Here is a 24,112-nt window from a genome sequence, read left to right on the forward strand (position 1 = left end):
TTGCGGCGGTTAAAGTGACTTCAGCATGGTGACTTCGCAGTCGCCGTGGCCGGTATTGCCCATGGCACAATCGATATGCTCAAAACCAAGATGCTCATACAGGCCAATCGCCTGCTGCAACGTGGCGGTCGTTTCCAGATAGCAGCGGTTGAACCCTTGCTGGCGTGCAAACTCCATCGCCTGTAGCGCCAGGCGTTTTGCCAAGCCTTTGCCACGCAGCACCGGCAGGAAATACATTTTCTGTAATTCGCAGACGTCGATCTCACCGCCTTGCAGCGGCGCAACGCCACCCCCACCGGCAATCTGACCGTCTATCTCCACCACCCAGTAAGCACTGCGCGGTTGGCTATAGAGTTGGAACAAGGCGTCCAGATTGGGATCGGAAACGGTATAACCTTTATCCGCCGTCAGGCCATGTTCGGCGGAGACTTCGCGAATAACGTGAGCAATAGCGGCATTATCGTCGGCCGTGATTGGGCGTACCAGAAGACGCACTGGGGTGGCTGTTGTCATGTTTACACTCACCATCAAAGGGAACCTGAGGGGACCCGGAATTTCGTTGTTATTACGGAATGCACCGCATCAATAGTACTTTGTAATAACACTTAAGCCTGGCTTTTGGCAATGCCGATAAAAAAACAGCGGGGAAAAATCACCCGCTGTTTTTGATCGGTAGTTTGCAGAATTACAGTGCAGCGATAGTCGCCTGCTGTTCCTGTAGCTTCAGCTTGCCTTCTTTGCAGGCTGCCAGGCGTTCACGCTCTTTGGCCACTACCGCTTCCGGTGCGCGAGCCACAAAGCCTTCGTTGGACAGCTTGCCTTCGATAGAAGCAATCTCACCATCCAGCTTGCCCATCTCTTTCGACAGGCGCGCGATTTCCGCATCCTTGTCGATAAAGCCCGCCATCGGGATCAGCAGTTCGGCACCGTCCACCAGCTTGGTGACTGAAACCGGGCCTTTCTCGCCCGCAGGCAGCAGGGTAATAGAGCTCAGGCGCGCCAGGCGTTCGATAAAGCTCTGGTTTTCCTGCACACGACGTTGGGCATCACCATTGGCGTTACGCAGCAGCACTTCCAGCTGTTTGCTTGGCGCGATGTTCATCTCGGCGCGGATGTTACGCACCGCGATGATCGCCTGCTTGATCCACTCCAGATCGTTCAATGCCTGCTGGTCTTCCAGCGCGGCGTCGAAGGCCGGGAACGGCTGCAGCATGATGGTGTCTGCGGTTTCACCGGTCAGAGGCTTGACGCGCTGCCAGATGGTTTCGGTGATAAATGGAATGATTGGGTGCGCCAGGCGCAGCAACGCTTCCAGCACGGTGATCAGCGTATTGCGCGTGCCGCGCTGTTCCGCTTCGCTGCCGTTGATCACGACCGGTTTGGTCAATTCCAGATACCAGTCGCAGAACTGGTTCCAGGTGAATTCGTACAGGATGCCCGCCGCGATATCGAAGCGATAGGTGTCCAGCGCCTCACGGTAGGCTTTCACCGTGCGGTTGAATTCGGCCAGGATCCAGCGGTCGGCCAGCGACAGCTGCATTTCGCCACCGTTGAAGCCGCAGTCGTGCGCTTCGGTGTTCATCAGCACAAAGCGGCTGGCGTTCCACAGCTTGTTACAGAAGTTGCGGTAGCCTTCCAGGCGCTTCATATCCCAGTTGATGTCACGGCCAGTAGAGGCCAGTGCTGCCAGGGTAAAGCGCAGGGCGTCGGTGCCGTGCGGTTCAATGCCGTTCGGGAACTGCTTCTCGGTGCGCTTGCGGATTTTCTCTGCCAGCTGCGGCTGCATCATGTTGCCGGTACGTTTCTCCAGCAGATCTTCAAGCGAGATACCGTCAACCATATCCAGCGGATCGATGACGTTACCCTTCGATTTGGACATCTTCTGCCCTTCGTCGTCGCGGATCAGGCCGGTCATGTACACGGTTTTGAACGGAACCTGCGGCTTGCCGTTTTCATCTTTGACGAAGTGCATGGTCAGCATGATCATGCGGGCAATCCAGAAGAAGATGATGTCGAAGCCGCTGACCAGCACGCTGGTCGGGTGGAAGGTCTTCAGATCCGGGGTCTGCTCTGGCCAACCCAGGGTCGAGAAGGTCCACAGGCCGGAGGAGAACCAGGTATCCAGCACGTCTTCGTCCTGGTTCAGCGCCACGTCGGCACCCAGGTTGTTTTCGCGACGTACTTCTTCTTCGGTGCGGCCAACGTACACTTTGCCTTCGGCGTCGTACCAGGCCGGGATGCGGTGGCCCCACCACAGCTGACGGGAGATACACCAGTCCTGGATATCGCGCATCCAGCTGAAGTACATGTTTTCGTACTGCTTAGGTACGAACTGGATCTCACCTTGCTCAACCGCTTCCACCGCGACTTTCGCCAGCGGTGCGGTACGCACGTACCATTGGTCGGTCAGCATTGGCTCGATAACCACGCCGCCACGGTCGCCGTAAGGCACGGTCAGATCGTGAGGTTTGATCTCTTCCAGCAGGCCGAGTTCGTCAAAGGCGGCAACCACGGCTTTACGCGCAGCAAAGCGCTCCAGGCCACGGAACTGCGCTGGCAGCTCGCCGCTGTAGGCGGTGCTGGCTTCGCCCAGGGTGTCGAACACCTCGGCCACTTCGAGGATGTCACCGTCGAAGCTCAGGATGTTGATCATCGGCAGGCCGTGACGCTTACCCACCTCATAGTCGTTGAAGTCGTGCGCCGGGGTGATTTTCACGCAGCCGGTGCCTTTCTCCATATCGGCGTGCTCGTCACCCACGATGCGGATGCGGCGGCCCACCAACGGCAGAATGATCTCTTTGCCAATCAGATCCTTGTAGCGTGGATCTTCCGGGTTTACCGCTACGCCGGTATCACCCAGCACGGTTTCCGGACGGGTGGTGGCAACCACAAGGTAGTCTTTGCCTTCCGCCGTTTTTGCCCCATCGGCCAGCGGATAGCGCAGGTGCCACATGGAACCTTTGGACTCGCGGTTTTCCACTTCCAGATCGGAGATGGCGGTGCGCAGTTTTGGATCCCAGTTCACCAGGCGTTTGCCACGGTAGATCAGATCTTCTTTGTACAGGCGGACAAACACTTCTTTCACCGCGTTGGACAGGCCTTCATCCATGGTGAAGCGCTCGCGCTCCCAATCCACGGAGTTGCCCAGACGGCGCATCTGGCGGGTGATGGTGCCGCCGGACTCGTCCTTCCACTGCCAGATTTTATCGATGAACGCATCGCGGCCATAATCATGGCGGGTTTTATTTTCTTCTGCGGCGATCTTGCGCTCAACCACCATCTGGGTCGCGATACCGGCATGGTCGGTACCGGCTTGCCACAGGGTATTTTTACCCTGCATGCGCTGGTAGCGGGTCATGGTGTCCATGATGGTCTGCTGGAACGCGTGGCCCATATGCAGGCTGCCGGTGACGTTCGGCGGCGGGATCATGATGCAGAAACTTTCCTGGCTGGTATCGCCATTCGGTTTGAAATAGCCCTGGCTTTCCCAGTGATCGTACAGCTTCTGTTCGATCTGGGTTGGGTCATAGGCGGTATCGAGATCGGTGTTGGTCTTTTCCATTTTTATTTCAAGGTTCAGTTAGTTGGCGGCGTGGCCGTGGTCAAATGGAAGCCGACGCTGCGATAGGCTTTGTAACGTTCGCGCGCCAACTGTTTCAAGGTGTCTTCGTAAGGGACGAAGTCTACCACTTCATGGAAAGCAGTAGCAAAATCTGCAAACTGCGGCAGCAGGGCGATCAGCAGATCGCGCGGGGCATTGCCGCGTTTGCCTGGCCAGCACAGCTCGACCGGCGCGCCAAAGTTTGGCCCTTCGCCTGCGAGATTGTGCGGCACAAATTGGTGTGGTTCACGTTGCCACAGGGCTTCATCCAGCCGCTGGGCCTGCTCCTGGCTTTCACAGGCGATCAGCACCCGCTTGCCAGCGCGCCATCTTTCGGCGGCAACGGCACAGGCCACAGCCTCGTGTGCACTGAGCGCACCAGCGGGTTCTGCGTGTTCAAGAAGGTAGAACGTTGCCTGTTTCATGATTCAATTCACCGTGGCCAAAAAATGTAAGGGCACAGCGTGCTGTGCCCTCGGTGATTATACCTGAATTACCGCGCGGATTTAATCGTCGCCGTTCAAGCCGGCACGATTGAGCAGGAACTGCGCCAGCAGGGCTACCGGGCGGCCAGTGGCCCCTTTGGCCTTGCCGGAGCGCCAAGCGGTACCGGCGATATCCAGGTGCGCCCAGCTGTACTTGCGGGTAAAGCGTGAAAGGAAGCACGCGGCGGTGATAGCACCACCAGGGCGGCCGCCAATGTTGGCCATATCCGCAAAGTTGGAATCCAGCTGCTCGTAATACTCATCGCTCATCGGCAAGCGCCACGCACGGTCACCCGATTGCTCGGAAGCGCCAATCAGCTCGTGAGCCAGCGGGTTGTGGTTCGACATCAGGCCAGTGATGTGGTGGCCTAATGCGATCACGCAGGCACCGGTCAGGGTAGCGATATCAATTACCAGCTCTGGCTCGAAACGTTCCACGTAGGTAAGGGTATCGCACAGTACCAGGCGGCCTTCGGCGTCGGTGTTCAGCACTTCTACCGTCTGGCCAGACATGGTGGTCAGCACGTCACCTGGGCGATAGGCACGTCCGCCCGGCATGTTTTCACAGCCAGCCAGCACGCCAATCACGTTCAGCGGCAGGTTCAGTTCTGCTACCACACGCATGACGCCGTACACGGTTGCCGCACCGCACATGTCGTATTTCATCTCGTCCATGCCATCGGCAGGTTTGATCGAGATGCCGCCGGAGTCGAAGGTCAGCCCTTTGCCTACCAGCACGATCGGCTTAGCGTCCGGGTTAGGATTTCCCTTATATTCCATCACCGACATCAGCGATTCATTTTGCGAACCGGCACCGACCGCCAGGTAGGCATTCATCCCCAGCTCTTTCATCTGTTGTTCACCGATGACGCGGGTGGTGATGTGGGTGCTGAAGGCGTCGGCCAACTGACGAGCCTGTGAGGCCAGATAACCGGCGTTACAGATGTTTGGTGGCATATTGCCGAGATCTTTGGCGGCCTTGATGCCGGAAGCCACGGCCAGGCCGTGTTGGATGGCGCGTTCACCGCTGGTCAGTTCACGGCGGGTTGGCACGTTGAACACCATTTTACGCAGCGGGCGACGTGGCTCCACCTTGTTGCTCTTCAACTGATCGAAGGTGTAGAGCGTTTCTTTGGCCGTTTCTACCGCCTGGCGCACCTTCCAGTAAGTATTGCGGCCTTTTACGTGCAGCTCGGTCAGGAAGCAGACGGCCTCCATGGAACCGGTGTCGTTAAGGGTATTGATGGTTTTCTGGATCACCTGCTTGTACTGGCGTTCATCGAGCTCGCGCTCTTTGCCACAGCCAATCAGCAAGATGCGTTCGGAGAGAATGTTCGGCACATGGTGCAGCAGTAATGTCTGCCCGACTTTGCCTTCCAGTTCGCCCCGGCGCAGTAGTGCGCTGATATAACCATCACTGATTTTGTCGAGTTGTTCTGCGATAGGTGACAGGCGGCGTGGTTCGAAAACACCTACTACAATACAGGCGCTGCGCTGTTTTTCCGGGCTACCGCTTTTTACACTGAACTCCATGCACTCTCCTGAATCTTAAAGACAACGACGAAAGCTACGGCTAGAATGACCTGCTCCGCCAAGATCTTCCGTCATTGAGTTAACTAACTAGGTTAACCTGAACGGCGTAAACGTTCTGTTTTGGCTACTATAGGTCTGTTCCTATAGGATGGCCAAACAGCTTGATGTTCTAATACTATTTTAGCTGTGAAGGTTGCCACATGATGAGAAAAAATGGCGGATTAGCGATGAAACTATCGATTTTCCTGCAAAAAGACAAGTTTTCACAGGCGTAATAAGCGTGATCATCATTAGATATCTGGTACGGGAAACGCTGAAGAGCCAAATTGCCATCCTGTTTATCCTGCTTCTGATCTTCTTTTGTCAGAATCTGGTCAGGGTGTTAGGTGATGCGGTCGACGGCAATATCCCGACAAATTTAGTCTTATCCCTGCTTGCATTGGGTGTGCCGAAGATGGCGCAGCTAATCTTGCCCTTAAGCCTGTTTCTTGGCCTCTTGATGACGTTTGGACGGTTGTATACCGAAAGCGAAATCACCGTCATGCACGCCTGCGGTCTGGGGAAACGGACCCTGATCATTGCCGCTATGGTGTTGGCGATCTTTACCTCGGCGGTGGCTGCGGTAAACGTTTTCTGGGTCGGGCCATGGGCGGCCAGCCATCAGGATGAAGTGATTGCCGAAGCCAAAGCCAACCCCAGCATTGCCGGGCTGGCTGAAGGGCAGTTCCAGCCCTCACAGGATGGTAATGCCGTACTGTTTGTCGGCAGCGTAAAGGGCAACACCTTCAACGACGTGTTCCTGGCGCAGCTACGCCCGAGCGGCAACCAACGCCCTTCGGTGGTGGTGGCCGAGCATGGGGTGATCAACCAGGGCCGCGATGGATCGCAGGTCGTCACGCTGGACAAAGGCACCCGGTTTGAAGGCACCGCGCTGCTGCGTGATTTCCGCATTACCGACTTCAATGACTATAAAGCGGTTATCGGCCATCAGTCCGTCACTATCGATAATACCCAGTCTGAGCAGATGTCGATGCGCACGCTGTGGGAATCAAATGAACCGGATGCGCGCGCCGAATTCCACTGGCGTCTGACGCTGGTCGTTTCCGTGGTTCTGATGGCTCTGCTGGTGGTGCCGCTCAGCGTGGTCAACCCGCGCCAAGGCCGCGTGCTGAGCATGTTGCCAGCGATGCTGCTGTATCTGATCTTCTTCCTGCTGCAGACCTCGCTGCGTTCCAATGCCGGTAAGGACAAGCTGGATCCGCTGGTGTGGATGTGGCTGGTGAACCTGGCGTACTTCGCGATTGCTCTGGCACTTAACCTGTGGGATACCGTGCCGATGCGCAAACTGCGTGCACGCCTGAGAGGAGCGGCCTGATGTTTGGTGTACTGGACCGTTATATCGGTAAAACGATTTTCAACACCATCATGATGACGCTGTTCATGCTGGTTTCGCTTTCCGGCATCATCAAGTTTGTCGATCAGTTGCGTAAAGTCGGGCAGGGTGAATATTCGGCGCTGGGTGCGGGGGTGTATACCCTGCTCAGCGTACCAAAGGATATTGAGATCTTCTTCCCGATGGCGGCGCTGCTAGGGGCATTGCTCGGTTTGGGCACCCTGGCTACGCGTAGCGAACTGGTGGTGATGCAGGCTTCTGGCTTCACCCGGCTGCAGATTGCTGGGTCGGTGATGAAAACCGCCATTCCGCTGGTCTTGCTGACGATGGCAATCGGCGAATGGGTGGCACCGCAGGGCGAACAGATGGCGCGTAACTACCGTGCGCAGCAGATGTACGGTGGCTCGCTGCTCTCTACCAAGAGCGGCCTGTGGGCGAAGGACGGCAACGACTTTATCTACATCGAACGGGTGGCAGGTGAAAAAGAGTTGGCTGGCGTCAACATTTACCACTTCAACGATCAGCGCCGTTTAGAGACGGTCCGCTATGCCGGTACCGCAGATTTTGAAGACGGTGCGTGGCAGCTTTCGCAGGTGGATACCTCCGATCTGACCAATCCAAAACAGGTGACCAGTACCCAGACGTTGACCGGGGTGTGGAAAACCAACCTGACGCCGGACAAGCTGGGCGTGGTAGCGTTGGATCCGGATTCGCTTTCCATCAGCGGCTTGCACAACTATGTGAAGTACCTCAAGCAGAGTGGCCAGGAGGCCAGCCGTTATCAGCTGAATATGTGGAGCAAGATCTTCTCGCCGCTGTCGGTGGCGGTGATGATGCTGATGGCGCTGTCGTTTATCTTTGGCCCACTGCGTAGCGTGCCAATGGGTGTGCGAGTGGTGATCGGTATCAGCTTCGGCTTCCTGTTCTACGTGCTGGATCAAATTTTCGGCCCGCTGAGCATGGTGTACAGCATGCCGCCAATTCTGGGGGCCCTGTTGCCTAGCTTGCTGTTCCTGTTGATCAGCCTTGTTTTGCTGCTGAAGCGGAAATAGTCAGGCCCAATAGACTGGGCCTGTATGCAAATCAAAGCCGCGATGTGTTAAGTCACCGCAGCAGAGGAAAGACGGGTGGGAGAGATCCTACCCGTTTTTCGCTTAGAGTGCAGAGGCGCTAGAAGGGAACAGTGCAAAGGCTTCGCTGCAATCGTAAGGCTCCTCGGATCCATTACGGTTATCCAGCACGTCAAACTCTGCGGCACCGTTGTCCGCGGCTTCCAACAGCCGATCCGCCAAGGATACCGGGCCAGGTCCCATCAGGATCTGGGCATAAGAAGGCGCGGCAGGGATTGATGCCGAGGCTTTGCTAGCCAACTGTGGGGCGCTGTCAAACACGGTGTTATCGAGCACAATGTTTCTTAATGGCAGATCCTGGCCATCAGAGCTGAAGCCCCGTAAGGTGACCCGAACGTTATCTCCGTTGTAAATGGAGTCTGGCGTATCCACATAGTGGTAATTCTTGATGGTGACATCTTGAATATCGGGGTAGGCCTGGCCGGTTTTTTTGCTGTAGTAGGTATCTATGGTCAGCGCTTCCTGAGCGCGGCGGATGCAAATGCCATCATAGTTGATGTTCCTCACTTCTCCTCCAACGCTCATGTCGGTTTTGATACGCACGCCGACGGCAAAGTCAGCATCATGGCCGTCAATGCTCATATCCCGAATTTCCACGTCTTTGACCGCGCAGTCGGTTTCACTGCCGATTGACATACCATGGGTGAAGTAGAGGCGGTTATGCAGAATTTTGACGTTGCTGACGGTGTAAATAGGCAACTGCCCGGCATACTTTTCGGCAATCGGTGGGACACAGGCATTGCTGCTGTGGGCTTTGATGGCGATACCGTCATCACCGGTACTGATGTGGTTATAGGCAATCAGGACATTCTGCGATTGGCCAGGATCGATCGCATCGGTGTTCTTGGTCGTATCCGGGGTAAAGCAGGTGCTTGCTCGGGTATAGTTAGGGGAACCCGATGTCGCAGGGGTTGTCCCTTTCGGGCAATCATAGCCTGGAACCGTATAGGCCAGTGAAGGCGTTAACACCTTCACGCCCCAGACGACCACTCCATTGACCCCACTGGGGACAAAGTGGAATTTGGGCGCATTCTGTAAGGTGATCTTATACAGCGTGAAGTTCTGGCTGGTCGGCTTGGCGGAATTCTTGTTGGTGACCTGAATTAGCCGCGGGTTGTTCTGATTGGCGCCGGAAACGGTTTTGGTTAATGCGCCCACATCCCACCAGGTAAGGATATCGGCATATTTTCCGCTGGTGAGCACTGCCCCTCCTCGCCCGTCGATAATACCTTCGCCAATCACGCCGCTGTTTATTGCATCGGTGGCGGTAATCAATGCGTTACAGCCATTATCGGCACTGGCGGTTTCGCCACAGTTATTCTTACCGGCAATCTGGTAATCCACCGGGCTACGTGAGGCAAACAGGGTGATCCCTTGATCTACCCAGAGCGTTACGCCGCTTTTCAGCGTAAGTGGACCGCTCAAGAACGCATTCTCTTCGTTGCTGCCTGCGACCAATTTAACGGCACCGGTGTTGCAGGCGTCGATCGCGGCTTGAATACGCTGGGTATCGGGTTGGGAATTATTCACGTCAGCATCAATGGCTTCATCCAGTAGCCCTTTGGCATTCTGGTTCAGTTCGGCTGAGAGTGTTTGGCAGACTTCAGGCATTACCGGTTCTTTCCCGGTTAATTCTGGATCGTTAATGGCTGAGGCTGGCCAGGCACCACTGCGGTCAGCGACAGGTTTCTCAGTTTCAGGGGGAACAACGGGTTTAACTGGCTCAACAGGAGAGGCGATACTACCATCCGAGTTATCACAACCCGTCAGGGCCAGCAGAAAAATCGCCATAGCTGATAATGACTTGAAATTTCTTTGCATGATTTATCCCTAATAATGAAACAGTGTTCCGAAATTAGATATTGTCTTGCAAAATACGTGACTGCAACTATTACATATCTGGATTATGCAGTGTCGAATCATTAGCCAGCATTACTTATTGATGGCGTCAATCAGCCCCTTACCGCGCTACCTTGCCGCTGCGCTGTAAGGGGCTGAGATCTTACATCTGCGAGAAGATGTTCATAATGACGCCACCACCGATGATCAGCGCCATGGCGAATATGGCTGGGAGATCCGGTTTCTGCTTGTAGAGCAGCATCGAAACGAAGGTCACCCCGACGATGCCAAAGCCGCACCACAGCGAGTAAGCGACGCCCACCGGGATAAAGCCCATCGCCTTGGTCAGGGCGAAATAGCACAGGCAGTAAGCGCTAATCACCAGCACCGAAGGCCCCAGCTTTTTAAAGTTGTTGGTTTTTTTGATCATCGAGGTCCCGGTGATTTCCGAACCAATCGACAGTGCCAGCCACAAGAAGCCAATGTTAAACATAGTTGATACCCTTATTCTTCGGAGGAGCCCATTTTGGAGAAGAGGTTCATGATCACGATGCCGCTGGCAATCACGATCATGCCGATAATGGCTGGCATATCAGGGTGTTGGCCGTAAAACACCATGCCCAGGCTTGAGACCAGTAAAATCCCGGTGCCTGACCAGGTGGCGTAAGCCAGGCCGACAGGGATGTATTTCACCGCGTTGGATAACGAGTAATAACAAACGCAATACAACACTACGATCAAGCCGAGTAATAACGTCTTGGTGGTACCTTCGCTGTTATCAAACATTTTTAAGGTAGAGGTGGCCGAGGTCTCGGAGAAGATGACCAATAACATCCATACCCATGCTTTTGCCTTGGTAGACATAGAGTTCGCTCCTGATAAGTAATGATTTATATAAATTTAAAATTTGAGACTTATATTAATTACCCCTCACCCCAACCCTCTCCCACAGGGAGAGGGAGCCGAGTGTGCAACAACTTGGCTACGGTGCTGGTTTTTTTAATCACTCTTGTTACAGATCAACTTTGGTACCTGAATATCACGCCGCTCCAGCTCACTTGAAAATAAAGAGGAAATCTCAGCAAACTCGATCGGTCCCCTCTCCCTGTGGGAGAGGGGTAGGGTGAGGGGACTCTCTTCGGGGTAAAAGCCCTCACCTAGTTCTGTATTATTTTTTTCCTCGGCTATATTCCAGAGCTAAATCGGTCAGCTTGGCTCCCGGTGGTGAACGACCATTGAGCCGCTTGAGTTCGCTTAGCGTTACGTAAGCCTGTGGCGGCGCTGCCAACGGCTCCGTGGTGGCAGGCTGGGCCGATAGCATCCGATCCAACGTACAGAGCTCAATGCCCTGGGCCGCCAGTTTTGGCAGATAATCTGCCTGTGGAGCGCGGCTCAGGCCTTTCAGCTGATTTAATTCGCTGGTCGGGTTGCAGTTATAATCCAGCGCCATAATTGGCCTGCCGCTCATGCGGGCCAGATGAATAAACCGGGCAGCGTCAGACTGTAATAAACCATTGGCCACTTCTGCCGCCGTCGCGAAATCGAGGAAAGGAATTAATACCCGCTCAATATTATCCAACGCGCCGGTTTGACTGATTTCCGCCAGCGAAGTTATCGGCCCTAGTTGGCTCCAATCTGTTTCTGCGTGAAACTGCCGGGCATTATCGCTAAACAGGATCACCGGCGAGAACGCCTGGCAGTGCTGCAAGCGCGCGCGGATAATTTCGTGGTAACCATCCGCTGCGGTTAACAACACCAACGCCCGTGGCCGCATCCGTGAGAGCACTTCACTGACCAACTTATCGATGATTTCACGCTGCATCATATTTGCCGCCTTAGGGAACGATAACCACGTTGTCACCGGAAGCCAGCCCGGCGGCGTTGGCTTCATCGGTATCAATGTGCAGTTCCAGAGCAAAACTGGCTTTGATCCGCACGATGACTTCGTCAAAGATCAACCCACGCACGCCTGCCGCTTTCACCCGCACCTTCTGCCCGTTCTGCACGCCCAACCTGGCGGCATCCTGCGGGTTCATATGGATATGGCGCTGGGCACAAATCACCTGTGAATGCAGTGAAACATAGCCCGCCGGGCCAGCCAGCATGGCGTCACCGGAGGCGTTCAGATTGCCGGATTCGCGTACCGGAGCCTTCAGCCCCAAGGTAAAGCAGTCCGCCTTGGAGATTTCCAACTGAGTACATTCGCGCGCTGGCCCCAACACCCGCACCTTGGAGAGCGAGCCTTTCGGGCCGACGATCATCACGCACTCTTTCGCGGCGAACTGCCCCGGCTGGCGTAGCTCTTTGCATGGCGTCAGCCGATAACCGGCACCAAACAGCGTTTCAATATCCTGCTGCGACAGATGGACATGCCGGTTAGAGACCCCAACCGGGATGGCAAGGCCGGTGGGAGAAGAATAGTTCTCTGCCAGGTTATGGCGGATCCTTTCCAGTAACGACTCATTAAACATACTGTTATTCCTACCCGATCTCAGAAGCTGTACGGTTATTTAGACTCTTTCTTGCCGTTGGTACGTGCGGGTTTGTTGTCGGCAACAGGGGTTTCGACTACCGGCGCTGCGGCCTCTGCCTGCGGGGCGGCCACTTCCGCTACTGGCGCTGGCGGTTCTTGCTGTACCTTGGCCGCTGGCGGCGTAAGCTCCTTGCCTTTCAGCCCGGTCAGCAGCGCGACGACCTGTTTTTCCGGGCGGGCAATTACCAACTGGCCTTTGATAAACGCCGGTTGCTTGATCACTGCCACACCGCTGTCGATGGCGGTTTTCACCGCGCTGATTTCGCCGGCAAAGAACACGCTAACCAGGCCAGAACCAATCTTCTTGTACCCAAGGACCGTTACCGCTGCGGATTTACAGGCCGCATCGGCCGCGTGGATCGCGGCGGTCAGGCCATAGGTTTCAATCACTCCCAGGCTTAAGTTCATCTCAATCTCCTTAGTGCCTTACCAGGCGGATATCAAAGTCAAAGCGCTGGAAAAAAGCCGCCAGTTGGTCCAGTTCTTCATTGCTGTAACTTGGGTCGTCTTTGATCGGATAGATCATGTCGAGCCGCTGGTATTTGTTTTTACCCAGTTGGTGATAAGGCAACACGTCGATACGGCTGATATTGCCTTTGCGTGCCAGGGCCATGACATAGTCAATGGCACCGGTGATGGCGTCGTAAGAATCGTTATAGCCACGCACCAAAGGCATGCGCACCACGATATGGCTGCCCAACTCCACCAGGCGCTCCAGGTTTCTTTTTACGCCTTCGTTGCCCATGCCAAACAACGCTTTATGCCGTGCGCTATCGATATGCTTGATATCGAACAGGAACATATCGGTGCAGGTTGCCAGCTTTTCATAATTGGCTAGCGAGGTGGTGCCATTGGTTTCGATGGCGGTGTTGATCATCTGTTTTTTGCATTCGGTCAGCAGCGCGGCCGCAAAGTCGGTTTGCAGGCTCAGCTCGCCACCGCCCAGGGTGACGCCACCGCCAGAGGCATGATAGAAATCGACGTCCTGCAGGATGATATCCATCAGCTCCTGCACCGTGACGTCCTTGCCCATGATGTCCAGCGCGCCGGAGATGCAGACTTCTTCGCACTTGCGGCAACCGATGCAGTCTATGTTGCGATCGAGGTGGTGCTTGAGATCGCCTTGTGCGTTTTGGCGCTGGGAATGGATCCCCACCGGGCAGACATCAACACATTGCCCACAGTCAACGCACTTATCGTGTGAATACATCACCTGGAAATTGCTGGTGAGCCCCTCGGGGTTGGCGCACCAGGCGCAGAGGATGTTACAACCTTTGAAAAAAATCAGGGTGCGAATACCGTCTCCGTCGTAGATCGAGTATTTCTGGATATTGAATATCCGACCCTTTTTCTCCAGCGTGTTATCCATACTATTTCCCCTTTCTTCGAAGGCTGATGGGATAAGACGTCCCTGTCTTATCCAAGGCTAAGGTCAGAACTTCTCAATGACCGTACGGCTGATAATTTCGTCCTGAACTTCTTTGCACAACTCGACGAAGTACGCGCTGTAACCCGCTACGCGGACGATCAGGTCGCGATATTTCTCTGGCTCCACCTGTGCCTGCTTCAGCACTTCGTTATCCACGTAGCTGAACTGCATCTGCCCGTTGCCCAGAATGGACGCGGTACGCAGCAGGGTGATCAGCCCGTTCTTGCCTTCCGGGGTATCGAGCAGCCCTTTGAGGAACTTGAAGTTGTGCACCATGCCGATGTTCATGGTTTCCACGTTCATCTTGCTGACGGACTTGATGATGGCGGTTGGGCCCTGTTTGTCCGCGCCCTGCGTCGGGCTGATCCCGTCGGAAAGCGGCATCCAGGCCAGGCGGCCGTTTGGCGTCGCGGCGGTCAGTTCACCGATCGGCGTATTGTTGGAGATCGACAGGGTGCCGTGGCTCAGCGTGGAGTAGAGCATCTTGTATTTACGGCACTCACGCTCGGTCCACTCGGTGATGTCCAGCGCGTACTGATCGACCGTGTCATCGTCGTTGCCGTACTTCGGCGCGTTCAGGCAGTCGCGGCGCAGCTGTTCAAAGCCTTCAAAGTTGGCCAGCAGCGCGTCACGGATCTGCTCCAGGGTGTATTTGCCATCCTGATACACCAGCTTGCGGATCGCGGCCATGGAGTCGACATAGGTCGCCAGGCCGGAGAAGATCAGCCCTGGGCCGTGGTTGATCACTGCGCCACCGGCGGCCACGTCTTTACCCTGTTCCATACAGCCTTCCACCAGCAGCGACATCAATGGTTTTGGTGCCACGTCGCGGTGGACTCGCTGGCTGATCACGGTGCCAATAGCCGACAGTTTGACGATGTGCGCGATCTGCGCCTTCACCGCATTGTCGAACTCTTCGTAGGTTTTCAGGGTACTCAGCTCACCGGTATCCAACCCTTGATAGCTGTCGAACAGCACCATGCGGCCACGGTTGAGCACAAACTCGATGGCAATCGGCCACTGGGTATAACCGGTAGAGGTCCACTGATAGATGCGGCCGGATTTTTGCGGCTCTACGCAGCCCATCAGGCAGTAGTCGCGCGCGTCTTCAAAGTCGAAGCCCTTGCGCAGCATCATCTTGATGTGGGAATCATCAAAGTGGCAGGCCGGGAAGCCCATACCCGCTTTCACCACGTCGACGATCTTCTCCATGTACTTCTGCGGTGACTGGTTATGGATACGGCAGGCCAGCGACGGCTGGTACACTTTGACAAAGCGCACGGCGTCCATGATCAGATAGGTCAGATCGTTACAGGCATCGCCGCCGCTGCGTTTCTGCCCGCCGATGGTCAGGTTGATAAACGGCTGGTAGCCAGCGAAGTACTTGGCACCCAGTTCGCTGGACATCCACATCAGTTCGGCACACTTGATGATGAAGGCCTGCAACAGTTCCAACGCCTGTTCCTGCGTCAGGCGGCCAGAGGCGATATCGGCCTGGTACATCGGGTAGCAATACTGATCCAGACGGCCCAGCGACAGCCCGGTCTGGTTCTCTTCCACTTCAAACAGCGACTCCACCGTCCAGATGCTTTGCAGTGCTTCTTGCAGGGTCTTCGGTGGGTTGGCTGGGACGTTTTCGTTGGTTTCTGCGATGGTCAGCAGTTCCGCACGGCGTGCCGGATCTTGCTCAATGGCGGCCAGTTCACGGGCCTTGTCCGCGATGCGCTTGGCATAGGCCACCACGCCGTCACAGGTTTCAATGGCCGCTTTGTAGAAGTAGATCTTGTCGATATCCGCCGGGTTTTCCATGCTCAGCGCCGCGAGGTGCTGTTGGGCATCGGCCTTGATACCGTTCATCCCTTTGGTGAACAGCAGGATGTCGTAGCCTGGGCAGGTGTCGCCGCCGCCGTTAATCTGGTGGTAGGAGAGGTCGCTGACAAAGGTTTCGCCGCTGAAGGCCCACACGCCCGCTTCGCGATACTGTGCCTCGCAGATCTCATCGAGCGAACGGCCTTCCCAGAACGGTACGATCTCTTCGCGGATCGTCTTCTTGTCGGCCTCGGAGATAACAAACGGATCCTGCGGGCGGGTGCCCATGGTATCCAGCTCGTCACGCACCCAGCGCCAGGCGATATCCGGTGAGAACGCCCCGGCACGCGGTTTGCCGCACGGATGGCCGACGATCAGCTCATCTTGCTGGATCAGGATCGGTGCGGTTTCACAGGCGGCGCGGAAAGACTTGGCGCGCAGCAGAATGGTTGGCAGACCCGGGTTGTTTTTCGCCATCTCGGTAAAGGTGATGGCGCGATAGATAGACACACTTGGGCGAGCATCGAGGTAGTTGTCACGCAGGCGTTGCAGGCGTGGTGTCAGCCCTTCCATCAGTTTGTGGGTTGCCACGTCTTGCGCCGAGGCTGCCACGAACGGGGCCGATGGCGCACTGTACTGTGGGCGAGCACCCGCCTGGCCAGCGAACAGTTTCACCTGCAGGTTGCTGTTGAGCGTCATCAGATTGCTACGGGCTGCCAGCAACATGGCGGAAAGATCGTTGATCACTAGTGCCGGATCGTCGAGGCGCACGCCGTGCAGCATGGCGTCAAACATCGGGTAGCCGTCCAGCTCACGCGGTGCGCGCACTTCGGAAAGCTCACACAGTTTCAGCCACAGGCACTCGACGATTTCGTAAGCCTGCTCCGGCGTCAGCACGCCACGGGTAATGTCCTGTTGATAGAAGCTGTACAGCAGCTTGTCGAAGCCGCCTGGGTAAACCGCATAGCTGCCGTTTTCCAGGTGCAGCGCCAGTTGGAAGAAGTAGAACGACTGGCAAGCCTCTTTAAAGCTGCTGGCCCCGTAAGCCGGGACTTTTTTCAGCATGGTAGCCGCTTCTTGCAGCTCCGCTTTGCGGTACGGATGGTTTTCTACCGCCGCCATGTTTTCTGCCTTGCTGGCCAGTTTCTGCGCCAGATGCATCGCTGCATTGCAGGCGTAGATCATGGCGCGGCATTGGTTGACTTCGTCTAGTCCAGAACGGCTGACGGCGCTGCCGATGCTTCTGGCACGGTCTTCCATTTCGGCTTCGATGGCGAACAACCCTTTGGTGATCACCGCCAGATAGTCTGGTGAGGTCTGGCCAAACGCGGTGAAGGCCGAAGGACTGCGCAGTTCGCTTTCGCTGTGGAACACGGCGGCGCGCGGCGTGGAGGATTGGCTGCCGATGATCAGCTCATCGGGGCCGATGTAGCCGGGCAGTTGCTTGACCAGCTCATTGAACAGCTTGGCATTCTTGACCAACTGCGGCATGCCGGCCACATCGCCACCCAGCGTTTCCAGAATGGCGGCACGTTCGGTGCTGATGGTGCTGTTTTGGGATAAGAGTCTTTCTGCCAGCAGTTTTACGCGTGGCGTCAGTGAATAATGGGCCATGTTCAAATCTCTCCTGATGTCCTGCGGCTTTCACACAAATTGGCAAAATCCGTTGACTGTAATGAGTGCGTTATTGAAGCTGTACCGGGCCGCCGCTGTAGGCGAGGCGGAACAGTTTCTCCAAATCTGCCGCGTTAACGTCGCGCGGGTTGGTTGGCGTGCAACTGTCGTGCAGCGCCTGCGTGGCCAGTTCGCCAAGGCAAACCTGAAAGCGGTGTTCCTCTATCCCTGCGGCTTGCAGATTGGCCGGTAGCTGCATTTCCTGTTTCAGCGTTTCGATCGCCACCAGCAGGCTGTTAACGCCATCACGAACTGAGGTGCTTGGCAGCCCCAACAGGCGAGCCAGGGCGGCATACTTGTGTGCGGCCGGGGTGTCGCAGTTGCCGTCAACGTCGGCATTGAAGGCGACCACCGATGTCATCAGCAGCGCATTGGCCCGGCCATGGGGGATGCCAAACATGCCGCCGAGGGCGTGCGCCAGACTGTGGGTAATGCCCAACGAGGCATTGGTGAACGCCATCCCGGCCATGCATGAAGCGTTGTGCATTTTTTCCCGCGCTGGCAGGTTGCTGCCCTGTTGGTAGCAGGTCAGCAGGTGGCTGAACACCATCTGCACCACTTTTTCGGCCATTGCATCGCTGAAGTCGCTGGCCTTGCGGGAGACATAGGCCTCCAGGGCATGGCACAGCACATCCATCCCGGTATCGGCGGTAATGCTGGCCGGCACCGACTTCACTAACTGAGGATCGAGGATGGCGATGTCGGGCAGCATGAACTCGTCCACCAACACCAGCTTTTGGCTGCGGGACTTGATCACCGAGAAGCTGGTGACTTCGGAACCGGTGCCGCTGGTGGTGGGGATGGCGACAAAGCAAGGCTTGCTACGGCCGCTGTCTTTACGGCAATGCCACAGCGCATACATCACCGCCTTGGCGGCATCAATCACCGAGCCGCCACCCAAGGCAATCACCAGGTCCGGATAGTCGTCATCCATCAGCTTCATGCCGCTGACGATGGCGGAGATATCCGGGTCGGAGGCCACCTCGTCATACTGACGACAGCGGATCTGCTGCTGTTTGAGCAGGCTGGTTACCCGCTCGGCCAAGCCAAACTTCACCATCGCCTGATCGGTGACCAAAAACGCCGAGCGTCCAGGCAAGCTGCTCAGAGCGAGCAGCGCATCCTCACCGAAATGGATTTTTGGCTTAATCAGAAACTCATTCATGCCTACTTCCTCTTACTCTTAACGCTCCCGGTGAACCTTCTCGACAATGGCAACGATCGACATGGCCTTGTAGCGGTCTTTACTCAGTGCGAAATACTCTTCCACCAACACCAGATCGTTTTCACCGGCACCGACGCTGTCGACGGCGACGTAAGTGCGATCTTTGATGGCTTCCAGGTCGTCACCCAGCGCTGTGACCAGCAGCAGATTGCTGCCGCGTAGTTCGTCACTTTTCTGCGTGGCCACCACATGGCCGGTTACCTTTGCGAGGATCATGTTTTCACCCTTGGTTGATGTGTTACCGGGACAGGCGTCCAAGCACTTCCGTAATGATCCGCTCGACGTTCTCTTCGGTGATGTCATTCGCCGCGGCGTTAACCACTGCGCGGGTGACCGCCCCGAAACGATCGTCGCCCTGGGCATACAGCGGTGCCGGTGCGGCCTGTGGAGCTACCGCCGCCGTTGGAGCCGCAAAGCGGTTATCGTCGAAGATGCTGGTGCTATGGCTGGTTGGCGCACTGCACGTTTGAGCTGCGGGTTGTGGTTGGCGCAGATCCTCGATGCTACGAACGCCATAGCCGACCTTACGTACGTTCAGCAGGTTCATCGGGCCGACGTTGTCCGAGCTGGAGCCGCCACCGACGGCACCGCAACCGAGCGTCAACGCAGGTATAAGATTCGTGGTTGCGCCAATGCCTCCCAGCGCGGCGGGCGTATTGATCAGGATGCGATGCACCGGTTTTTGCAGCGCAAACTCGCGGATCACCTGCTGGTTCTGGGTGTGGATGACCAGCGTATGCCCCAGACCTTCGTTGGTGAGTAGTTCAACCACTCGGTCGCAGGCGCTCATCCAGTCTTCTTCGATGTACAGACCCAGCACCGGGCAGAGTTTCTCACGGGCGTAAGGGTTTTTACGCGAGACGCTGTTTTGTAACGAAATCAGCACCCTGGTGGTCGCAGGTACGCAGAATCCGGCGCGTTCGCTGAGGTAGATGGCGGTCTTTCCCACCACTTCAGGATTAATCATGCCGTTCGGGCGTAACAGGATGTTGGCCAGGCGGGCAGACTCATCGTCGTTCATGAAGTAGCAGCCCTGGGCCAGTAACTCGCGGTGTACGTCCTGATAGATGCACTTTTCCACGATGATCGACTGTTCAGAGGCGCAGATCACGCCGTTATCGAAGGTCTTGCTGGTGATGATGTCCTTCACCGCCTGCTGGATATTGGCGCTGCGTTCAATAAACGCCGGGCCGTTGCCTGGGCCGCCGCTGATGGTTGGCGTGCCGGAACTGTAAGCTGCACGGACCATGCCTTCGCCGCCGGTAGCCAGGATCAGTGCGACGTCTTTGCTGTGCATCAGGGCTTTGGTGGCTTCCAGCGTCAGCTGGGTCAGGCCATCAACGATACCCGCTGGGGCACCGGCCTGGAGCGCGGCCTGTTTGACGATCTCAATCGCCCGCTGGCTGCACTGGCGTGCATTAGGGTGCGGGGAGAAAATAATGGCGTTCCCGGCCTTCAGCGCGATGAGCGTCTTATAGAAAATGGTTGAGGTTGGGTTGGTGGACGGCACCAGGGCGGTAATAACCCCTAACGGGACGCCCACGTCCATGACTTTATTCTGCTGATCGTCACGAATAATACCGACGGTTTTTAAATCCTTAATATGCTCAAAAACTTTTTCAGAGGCGAAAATGTTTTTTAACACCTTGTCTTGCCAATTGCCGAAGCCGGTTTCTTCATGGGCCATCTTCGCCAATTCTTCGGCATGCCTGGCCGCTTCGCTGGCAATATGTTTAATAATGCCGTCGATCTTTTCCTGTGAATACTTGGCAAATAGAAATTGCGCCTGTTTGGCATTTTTAATCAGCGTGCGAGCCTGCTGAATGGATTGTAAATCCGGATCTAATGTGGTCATTAGTCTATTCCCCTGAATAGGAGTTTAATTTTTTACTTGCTGTAATCGGGTAGAGTACTTATCTGCCACTGCCGGTAATCAGGCTGAATTACGCCTTATGCTGTGAGGCGATTTTCTCAATATCATTATGTGGGCGTGCAATAACCCGTGATGAAATGACTTCGCCAATCCGGCTGGCGGCTTCAATACCGGATTCCACCGCCGCATTAACGGCACCCACGTCGCCTTTCACCATCACGGTGACCAGGCCGGAGCCGACGTTTTCATAGCCAATCAGTTCAATATTGGCAGCCTTACACATGGCATCGGCGGCTTCGATAGCTGGCACCAACCCTTTGGTTTCGATCAATCCGAGTGCATCTTTCATCAGTGAATTCCTTGTTATTCGGTGATTTTGTACTGCGAGATGATTTTCTGGATATCGTTATGCGGGCGGGCAATCACCAGTGAGGTAACCACTTCACCCACGCGCTTGGCCGATTCGATACCGGAATCCACCGCCGCCTTGACCGCGCCAACGTCGCCTTTCACCATCGCAGTGACCAGACCGGAACCGACGTTCTCATAGCCGATCAGTTCCACGTTGGCCGCTTTGCACATCGCATCGGCGGCTTCAATACAGGCCACCAGCCCTTTGGTTTCAATCAATCCTAATGCGTCACCCATGATCCGTTCTCCTCAGAAGCGTTGTTTACGCTTTATGCTTAATCACGATTTTGTTGATGTCGTTGTGTGGGCGGGCGATAACCAGTGAAGTCACTACTTCACCCACGCGTTGTGCGGATTCCACGCCGGAATCGACGGCGGCTTTTACCGCACCGACGTCACCTTTCACCATGGCGGTGACCAGGCCGGAACCGACGTTTTCATAGCCAATCAGTTCGACGTTGGCCGCCTTGCACATGGCATCCGCCGCTTCAATACAGGCCACCAACCCTTTGGTTTCGATTAAGCCTAATGCATCACCCATTGTTGTTTCCTCCACAAAGCCGGTTTATGAGTTGTCATCTGCTGTGCCGTTCGGCCATGAGGGGATCAAGGTTTCCGACGGCTAAGGGCACTATACCCCTCCGGCAGTTATTCAAAATATAAATTCATTAATCGATATCTATTTAGTTTTTTGTTCTAATAATAAGCGTTAATTTATCCTGTTTTTATCTGTTTACTCTGATAATCAGCCCGATAATAGTTCTGCTCCCTGGCAAGAAATGGCGGGTTTTGGCATTCACTCAAGGGCGGAAAATAATGTTAAATCTATGGTTATCAAATGGGTTTTTTAGGTAGCGGAGGGTCTTGCAGACTGTGGGGCAGCGCAGGTTTTTTTGGGCAGTTGTTAAGGTCGGCAATCTCCCCTCACCCTAACCCTCTCCCGCAGGGAGAGGGGACTTAACGTGCCACAGATTAGCCTCTGTACCTAACTTCGGCTCCGTACTGGCTCCCTCTCCTTTTTGGAGATAGGGTTGGGGTGAGGGGAAATGGCGATCGCCGAATAACCGACAGGCATTATGACTATCAGGGGTATTTTTAGGGGATTGTAAGGGCTAAGGGAGGCTGGCCAGAGGCTTATGACAAGGGGGAACAGCTTTGCTGGGAAACGGGCGCTACTCTAACTGGCTGCCGGGCTTCAACGCGCAGATAAACAGTGGGGAGTTGATCGAACTGAGCAGCACGGTATCGGCGTTGATTTTTTCCATCGCCAATTGCAGGCCGTCGTGGCTGTCTGACATTTCCCGCATAAAGTAATCAAAGATCACGTCGGGTGATTGATCGATAGAGGACTTGCTGGAGACCCAGCGGTTGATCTGATAATAGCGGGCACTTGGGGAAACGCGCTTGCTGGCATAATCAAACTGTACGTAGCGTTGTAAATAAAGCCAGCCTGCCTCTGAGTCTGAATATCCTTCCACCACGATGGAACCTTTACCTTTGACATTAAAGTTAAAGTGGATATTGACGTTGACGGATTCAGTGACGGTGTCTTCAAAATGCATAATGGCTTTGGTTGAGCAATTTAAAATATCATCGCGCCGGATAACGTTATGCTTAACGGTGATAAATAGTGAGACCAGTAGCAATATGATAGAGACGGCAAACAGCCTTCTCCCCCAGCCCAGTGTTTTCATAATTTATTTCCATGAATAATAAAAATAGTTATCGCAGTAGCTGAATGTATTATCTTGATGTTTGGCGCAATGTGCGAGAAATGTCCGGCCTAAACCGTTGGATTGCAGCTTATCACCATAAAAGAACAGAAAACGTTCGTCTTTATCATACTTTATGTTCTTTTTTTCTTTGACGGCAATAAAGTTTTTCAGGTAATTCTCGCGCATTCTTGGATTTATCATGGCGTCGGTGGATAACACCTCAATGGGTTCCTGCGCGACGGGGGGGAAGACGAGTGGGGTCAGGCTGCCGTTGTTACTCCACGACCAGCCGATCAGCGCGATGGCCAATAGGGATATCATCGCCCCGGCATAACCCCAGTAGCGATCGTTGCTGGTGATGGCCGCTTCAACCGGTACTGGCTCTGGAGCTACCTCGGCAGGGGATCCCTGTTCGCTGGCATGTATTACCGGATGCAACAAGGAGTCATCGATCACTTCGATCGTCAGCTCTGGGTTGATTTCCAGCCGGCCCCGGGCCACGGTGACGATCACGTTCTCAATGCCGTAACGGCGGAAGGCTTTGCGCAGGATGCTCAGATACTGGTTCAGATTGCTGTTAGAGGACATCAGCCCGTTGTCGTCCCAAACCCGCTGCATCACCGTATCGCGGCTGATCACGCCAGGATGCTGGATCATGAAGAACAGCAGGGCGTTGGCAGTGATGGTGAGCTGGCTATCTGACTTGCCGCCGTCGTCCAGCTTTAGCGAGCCTTCGGTGGCGTCATAAATAAGAAAGGCATTAATTTTATATTTCATTATCGCCCCTGGGTGATTGGCTGCCCGCGAACCGCGGAGGTTAAAGCTCCTCGAAGGTCATTGCCGCCAGCCTCGTCACCAATGCAAGCCGCTCTTCCGGCGTCATAGTGACTCCTTCCGTGAGTTCAGAAAGCCATAGGCCGTCTGCACCATAGCGCACCAAGTTACCTACGTAGCTGCGATCCAGTTCATCGGCGTTGGCCAGATGTTGCAGCACCCAGTCCCGCCAGCATTTACGCAACACCAGTTCATGCGGCATGGCCAGCGACAGCAGGGTCAATTGACGGCTGGTGTCGGTTTCACTGATGCCTGCCAGGTACATCAGATAGGCCCGGGAGAAGCGCCCGCGCGGGTTATCGTCCACGGCCATCAGCGCCATAATGCCGCGATCCATCACCGCCAACAGGCGAATAAACAGTGCGTGGATCAGCTCCTGCCTGCCGGGAAAGTGGTGCAGCAGCCCGCCCTTGCTGACCCCAGCCTGTTTGGCGACGGCGTTTAGCGACAGCGCGGCAATCCCATCTTTGGCTGCGATGATACTAGCGGCTTCCAGCAACTGCTCTTGCAGCCGTTCCGGGTCTTTCTTGCGATGCACGTGGGTATTCATGCGGCGATCATACCGACCAGCCGGTATGTCATTTTTGATCGAGGTCAATCCGCTTCCCCTAAAGGTCTGACCAATCCT

At 55.4% G+C, this 24,112-nt stretch carries 23 protein-coding genes; 2 read left to right on the forward strand and 21 right to left on the reverse strand.

What is annotated here, in order from left to right; all coding sequences use genetic code 11:
• Window positions 1–9: 9 nt before the first annotated feature.
• The 4 genes from ACKWMY_RS20300 to pepA form a co-directional block, all read right to left on the reverse strand.
• Window positions 10–513, reverse strand: coding sequence for a GNAT family N-acetyltransferase (locus ACKWMY_RS20300; RefSeq protein ID WP_024529414.1), 504 nt, complete (start codon window positions 511–513; stop codon window positions 10–12).
• Between the two features lie 172 nt (window positions 514–685).
• The gene (locus tag ACKWMY_RS20305; RefSeq protein WP_024529413.1) at window positions 686–3,562 is read right to left on the reverse strand and encodes a valine--tRNA ligase; all 2,877 of its coding nucleotides are present in this window, start codon (window positions 3,560–3,562) and stop codon (window positions 686–688) included.
• A gap of 14 nt (window positions 3,563–3,576) precedes the next feature.
• On the reverse strand, window positions 3,577–4,026 hold the full coding sequence (locus tag ACKWMY_RS20310) for a DNA polymerase III subunit chi (RefSeq protein WP_021179113.1): 450 nt from the start codon (window positions 4,024–4,026) through the stop codon (window positions 3,577–3,579).
• Between the two features lie 81 nt (window positions 4,027–4,107).
• Window positions 4,108–5,619 (reverse strand): leucyl aminopeptidase, encoded by a 1,512-nt coding sequence (gene pepA, locus ACKWMY_RS20315; protein WP_024486368.1) that lies wholly within the window; start codon window positions 5,617–5,619, stop codon window positions 4,108–4,110.
• Window positions 5,620–5,899: 280 nt separating this feature from the next.
• On the opposite strand from pepA, the gene lptF reads away from it, so the two are divergent.
• Both lptF and lptG read left to right on the forward strand, forming a co-directional pair.
• Window positions 5,900–6,994 (forward strand): LPS export ABC transporter permease LptF, encoded by a 1,095-nt coding sequence (gene lptF, locus ACKWMY_RS20320; protein WP_024529412.1) that lies wholly within the window; start codon window positions 5,900–5,902, stop codon window positions 6,992–6,994.
• Window positions 6,994–8,064 (forward strand): LPS export ABC transporter permease LptG, encoded by a 1,071-nt coding sequence (lptG, locus tag ACKWMY_RS20325; protein WP_024529411.1) that lies wholly within the window; start codon window positions 6,994–6,996, stop codon window positions 8,062–8,064. The genes lptF and lptG overlap by 1 nt, the downstream gene beginning before the upstream one ends.
• A gap of 102 nt (window positions 8,065–8,166) precedes the next feature.
• Here the strand turns inward: lptG and ACKWMY_RS20330 are convergent, their stop codons facing one another.
• The 17 genes from ACKWMY_RS20330 to ACKWMY_RS20410 all read right to left on the reverse strand — a co-directional run bounded on the left by ACKWMY_RS20330 (window position 8,167) and on the right by ACKWMY_RS20410 (window position 24,034).
• Window positions 8,167–9,963, reverse strand: a complete 1,797-nt coding sequence (locus tag ACKWMY_RS20330) for a glycoside hydrolase family 28 protein (protein ID WP_409486922.1) — start codon at window positions 9,961–9,963, stop codon at window positions 8,167–8,169.
• A 181-nt stretch (window positions 9,964–10,144) separates the two neighbouring features.
• Window positions 10,145–10,474: a DMT family transporter gene (locus ACKWMY_RS20335; RefSeq protein ID WP_021179117.1), complete on the reverse strand. Its 330-nt coding sequence runs from the start codon at window positions 10,472–10,474 to the stop codon at window positions 10,145–10,147.
• An 11-nt stretch (window positions 10,475–10,485) separates the two neighbouring features.
• Window positions 10,486–10,845: a DMT family transporter gene (locus ACKWMY_RS20340; RefSeq protein ID WP_024529409.1), complete on the reverse strand. Its 360-nt coding sequence runs from the start codon at window positions 10,843–10,845 to the stop codon at window positions 10,486–10,488.
• A gap of 304 nt (window positions 10,846–11,149) precedes the next feature.
• Window positions 11,150–11,806 (reverse strand): hypothetical protein, encoded by a 657-nt coding sequence (locus ACKWMY_RS20345; protein WP_409486923.1) that lies wholly within the window; start codon window positions 11,804–11,806, stop codon window positions 11,150–11,152.
• 10 nt (window positions 11,807–11,816) lie between these two features.
• A complete protein-coding gene (locus ACKWMY_RS20350) occupies window positions 11,817–12,452 on the reverse strand; it encodes a phosphate propanoyltransferase (RefSeq protein WP_098928935.1) in 636 nt (211 codons plus the stop codon).
• A gap of 35 nt (window positions 12,453–12,487) precedes the next feature.
• A complete protein-coding gene (locus tag ACKWMY_RS20355) occupies window positions 12,488–12,922 on the reverse strand; it encodes a BMC domain-containing protein (protein WP_161712737.1) in 435 nt (144 codons plus the stop codon).
• A 10-nt stretch (window positions 12,923–12,932) separates the two neighbouring features.
• Window positions 12,933–13,883, reverse strand: coding sequence for a choline TMA-lyase-activating enzyme (gene cutD / locus ACKWMY_RS20360; protein WP_261161839.1), 951 nt, complete (start codon window positions 13,881–13,883; stop codon window positions 12,933–12,935).
• Window positions 13,884–13,946: 63 nt separating this feature from the next.
• The gene (gene cutC, locus ACKWMY_RS20365; protein WP_173409884.1) at window positions 13,947–17,366 is read right to left on the reverse strand and encodes a choline trimethylamine-lyase; all 3,420 of its coding nucleotides are present in this window, start codon (window positions 17,364–17,366) and stop codon (window positions 13,947–13,949) included.
• Between the two features lie 70 nt (window positions 17,367–17,436).
• Window positions 17,437–18,591 (reverse strand): 1-propanol dehydrogenase PduQ, encoded by a 1,155-nt coding sequence (locus ACKWMY_RS20370; RefSeq protein WP_409486924.1) that lies wholly within the window; start codon window positions 18,589–18,591, stop codon window positions 17,437–17,439.
• Between the two features lie 18 nt (window positions 18,592–18,609).
• Window positions 18,610–18,867: a EutN/CcmL family microcompartment protein gene (locus ACKWMY_RS20375; RefSeq protein ID WP_021179125.1), complete on the reverse strand. Its 258-nt coding sequence runs from the start codon at window positions 18,865–18,867 to the stop codon at window positions 18,610–18,612.
• Between the two features lie 22 nt (window positions 18,868–18,889).
• Complete coding sequence (locus tag ACKWMY_RS20380) at window positions 18,890–20,506, reverse strand: acetaldehyde dehydrogenase (acetylating) (RefSeq protein ID WP_409486925.1); 1,617 nt, start codon at window positions 20,504–20,506, stop codon at window positions 18,890–18,892.
• Between the two features lie 88 nt (window positions 20,507–20,594).
• The gene (locus ACKWMY_RS20385) at window positions 20,595–20,873 is read right to left on the reverse strand and encodes a BMC domain-containing protein (RefSeq protein ID WP_021179127.1); all 279 of its coding nucleotides are present in this window, start codon (window positions 20,871–20,873) and stop codon (window positions 20,595–20,597) included.
• A gap of 14 nt (window positions 20,874–20,887) precedes the next feature.
• Window positions 20,888–21,172 (reverse strand): BMC domain-containing protein, encoded by a 285-nt coding sequence (locus tag ACKWMY_RS20390; RefSeq protein WP_021807825.1) that lies wholly within the window; start codon window positions 21,170–21,172, stop codon window positions 20,888–20,890.
• Between the two features lie 25 nt (window positions 21,173–21,197).
• The gene (locus tag ACKWMY_RS20395) at window positions 21,198–21,476 is read right to left on the reverse strand and encodes a BMC domain-containing protein (protein ID WP_004249182.1); all 279 of its coding nucleotides are present in this window, start codon (window positions 21,474–21,476) and stop codon (window positions 21,198–21,200) included.
• A gap of 631 nt (window positions 21,477–22,107) precedes the next feature.
• Entirely contained in the window at window positions 22,108–22,629 is a 522-nt protein-coding gene (locus tag ACKWMY_RS20400; protein ID WP_409486926.1) for a FidL-like protein, read from the reverse strand.
• A gap of 3 nt (window positions 22,630–22,632) precedes the next feature.
• On the reverse strand, window positions 22,633–23,427 hold the full coding sequence (locus ACKWMY_RS20405; RefSeq protein WP_409486927.1) for a winged helix-turn-helix domain-containing protein: 795 nt from the start codon (window positions 23,425–23,427) through the stop codon (window positions 22,633–22,635).
• A gap of 40 nt (window positions 23,428–23,467) precedes the next feature.
• Window positions 23,468–24,034 carry a TetR/AcrR family transcriptional regulator gene (locus ACKWMY_RS20410; protein WP_409486928.1) on the reverse strand — a complete coding sequence of 189 codons (567 nt, stop codon included), beginning with the start codon at window positions 24,032–24,034 and terminating at the stop codon, window positions 23,468–23,470.
• Between the last annotated feature and the right edge of the window lie 78 nt (window positions 24,035–24,112).

It is taken from the genome of Serratia sp. J2 (assembly GCF_046269175.1).
In the GTDB taxonomy this organism is placed as follows: Bacteria; Pseudomonadota; Gammaproteobacteria; order Enterobacterales; family Enterobacteriaceae; genus Chania; species Chania fonticola_C.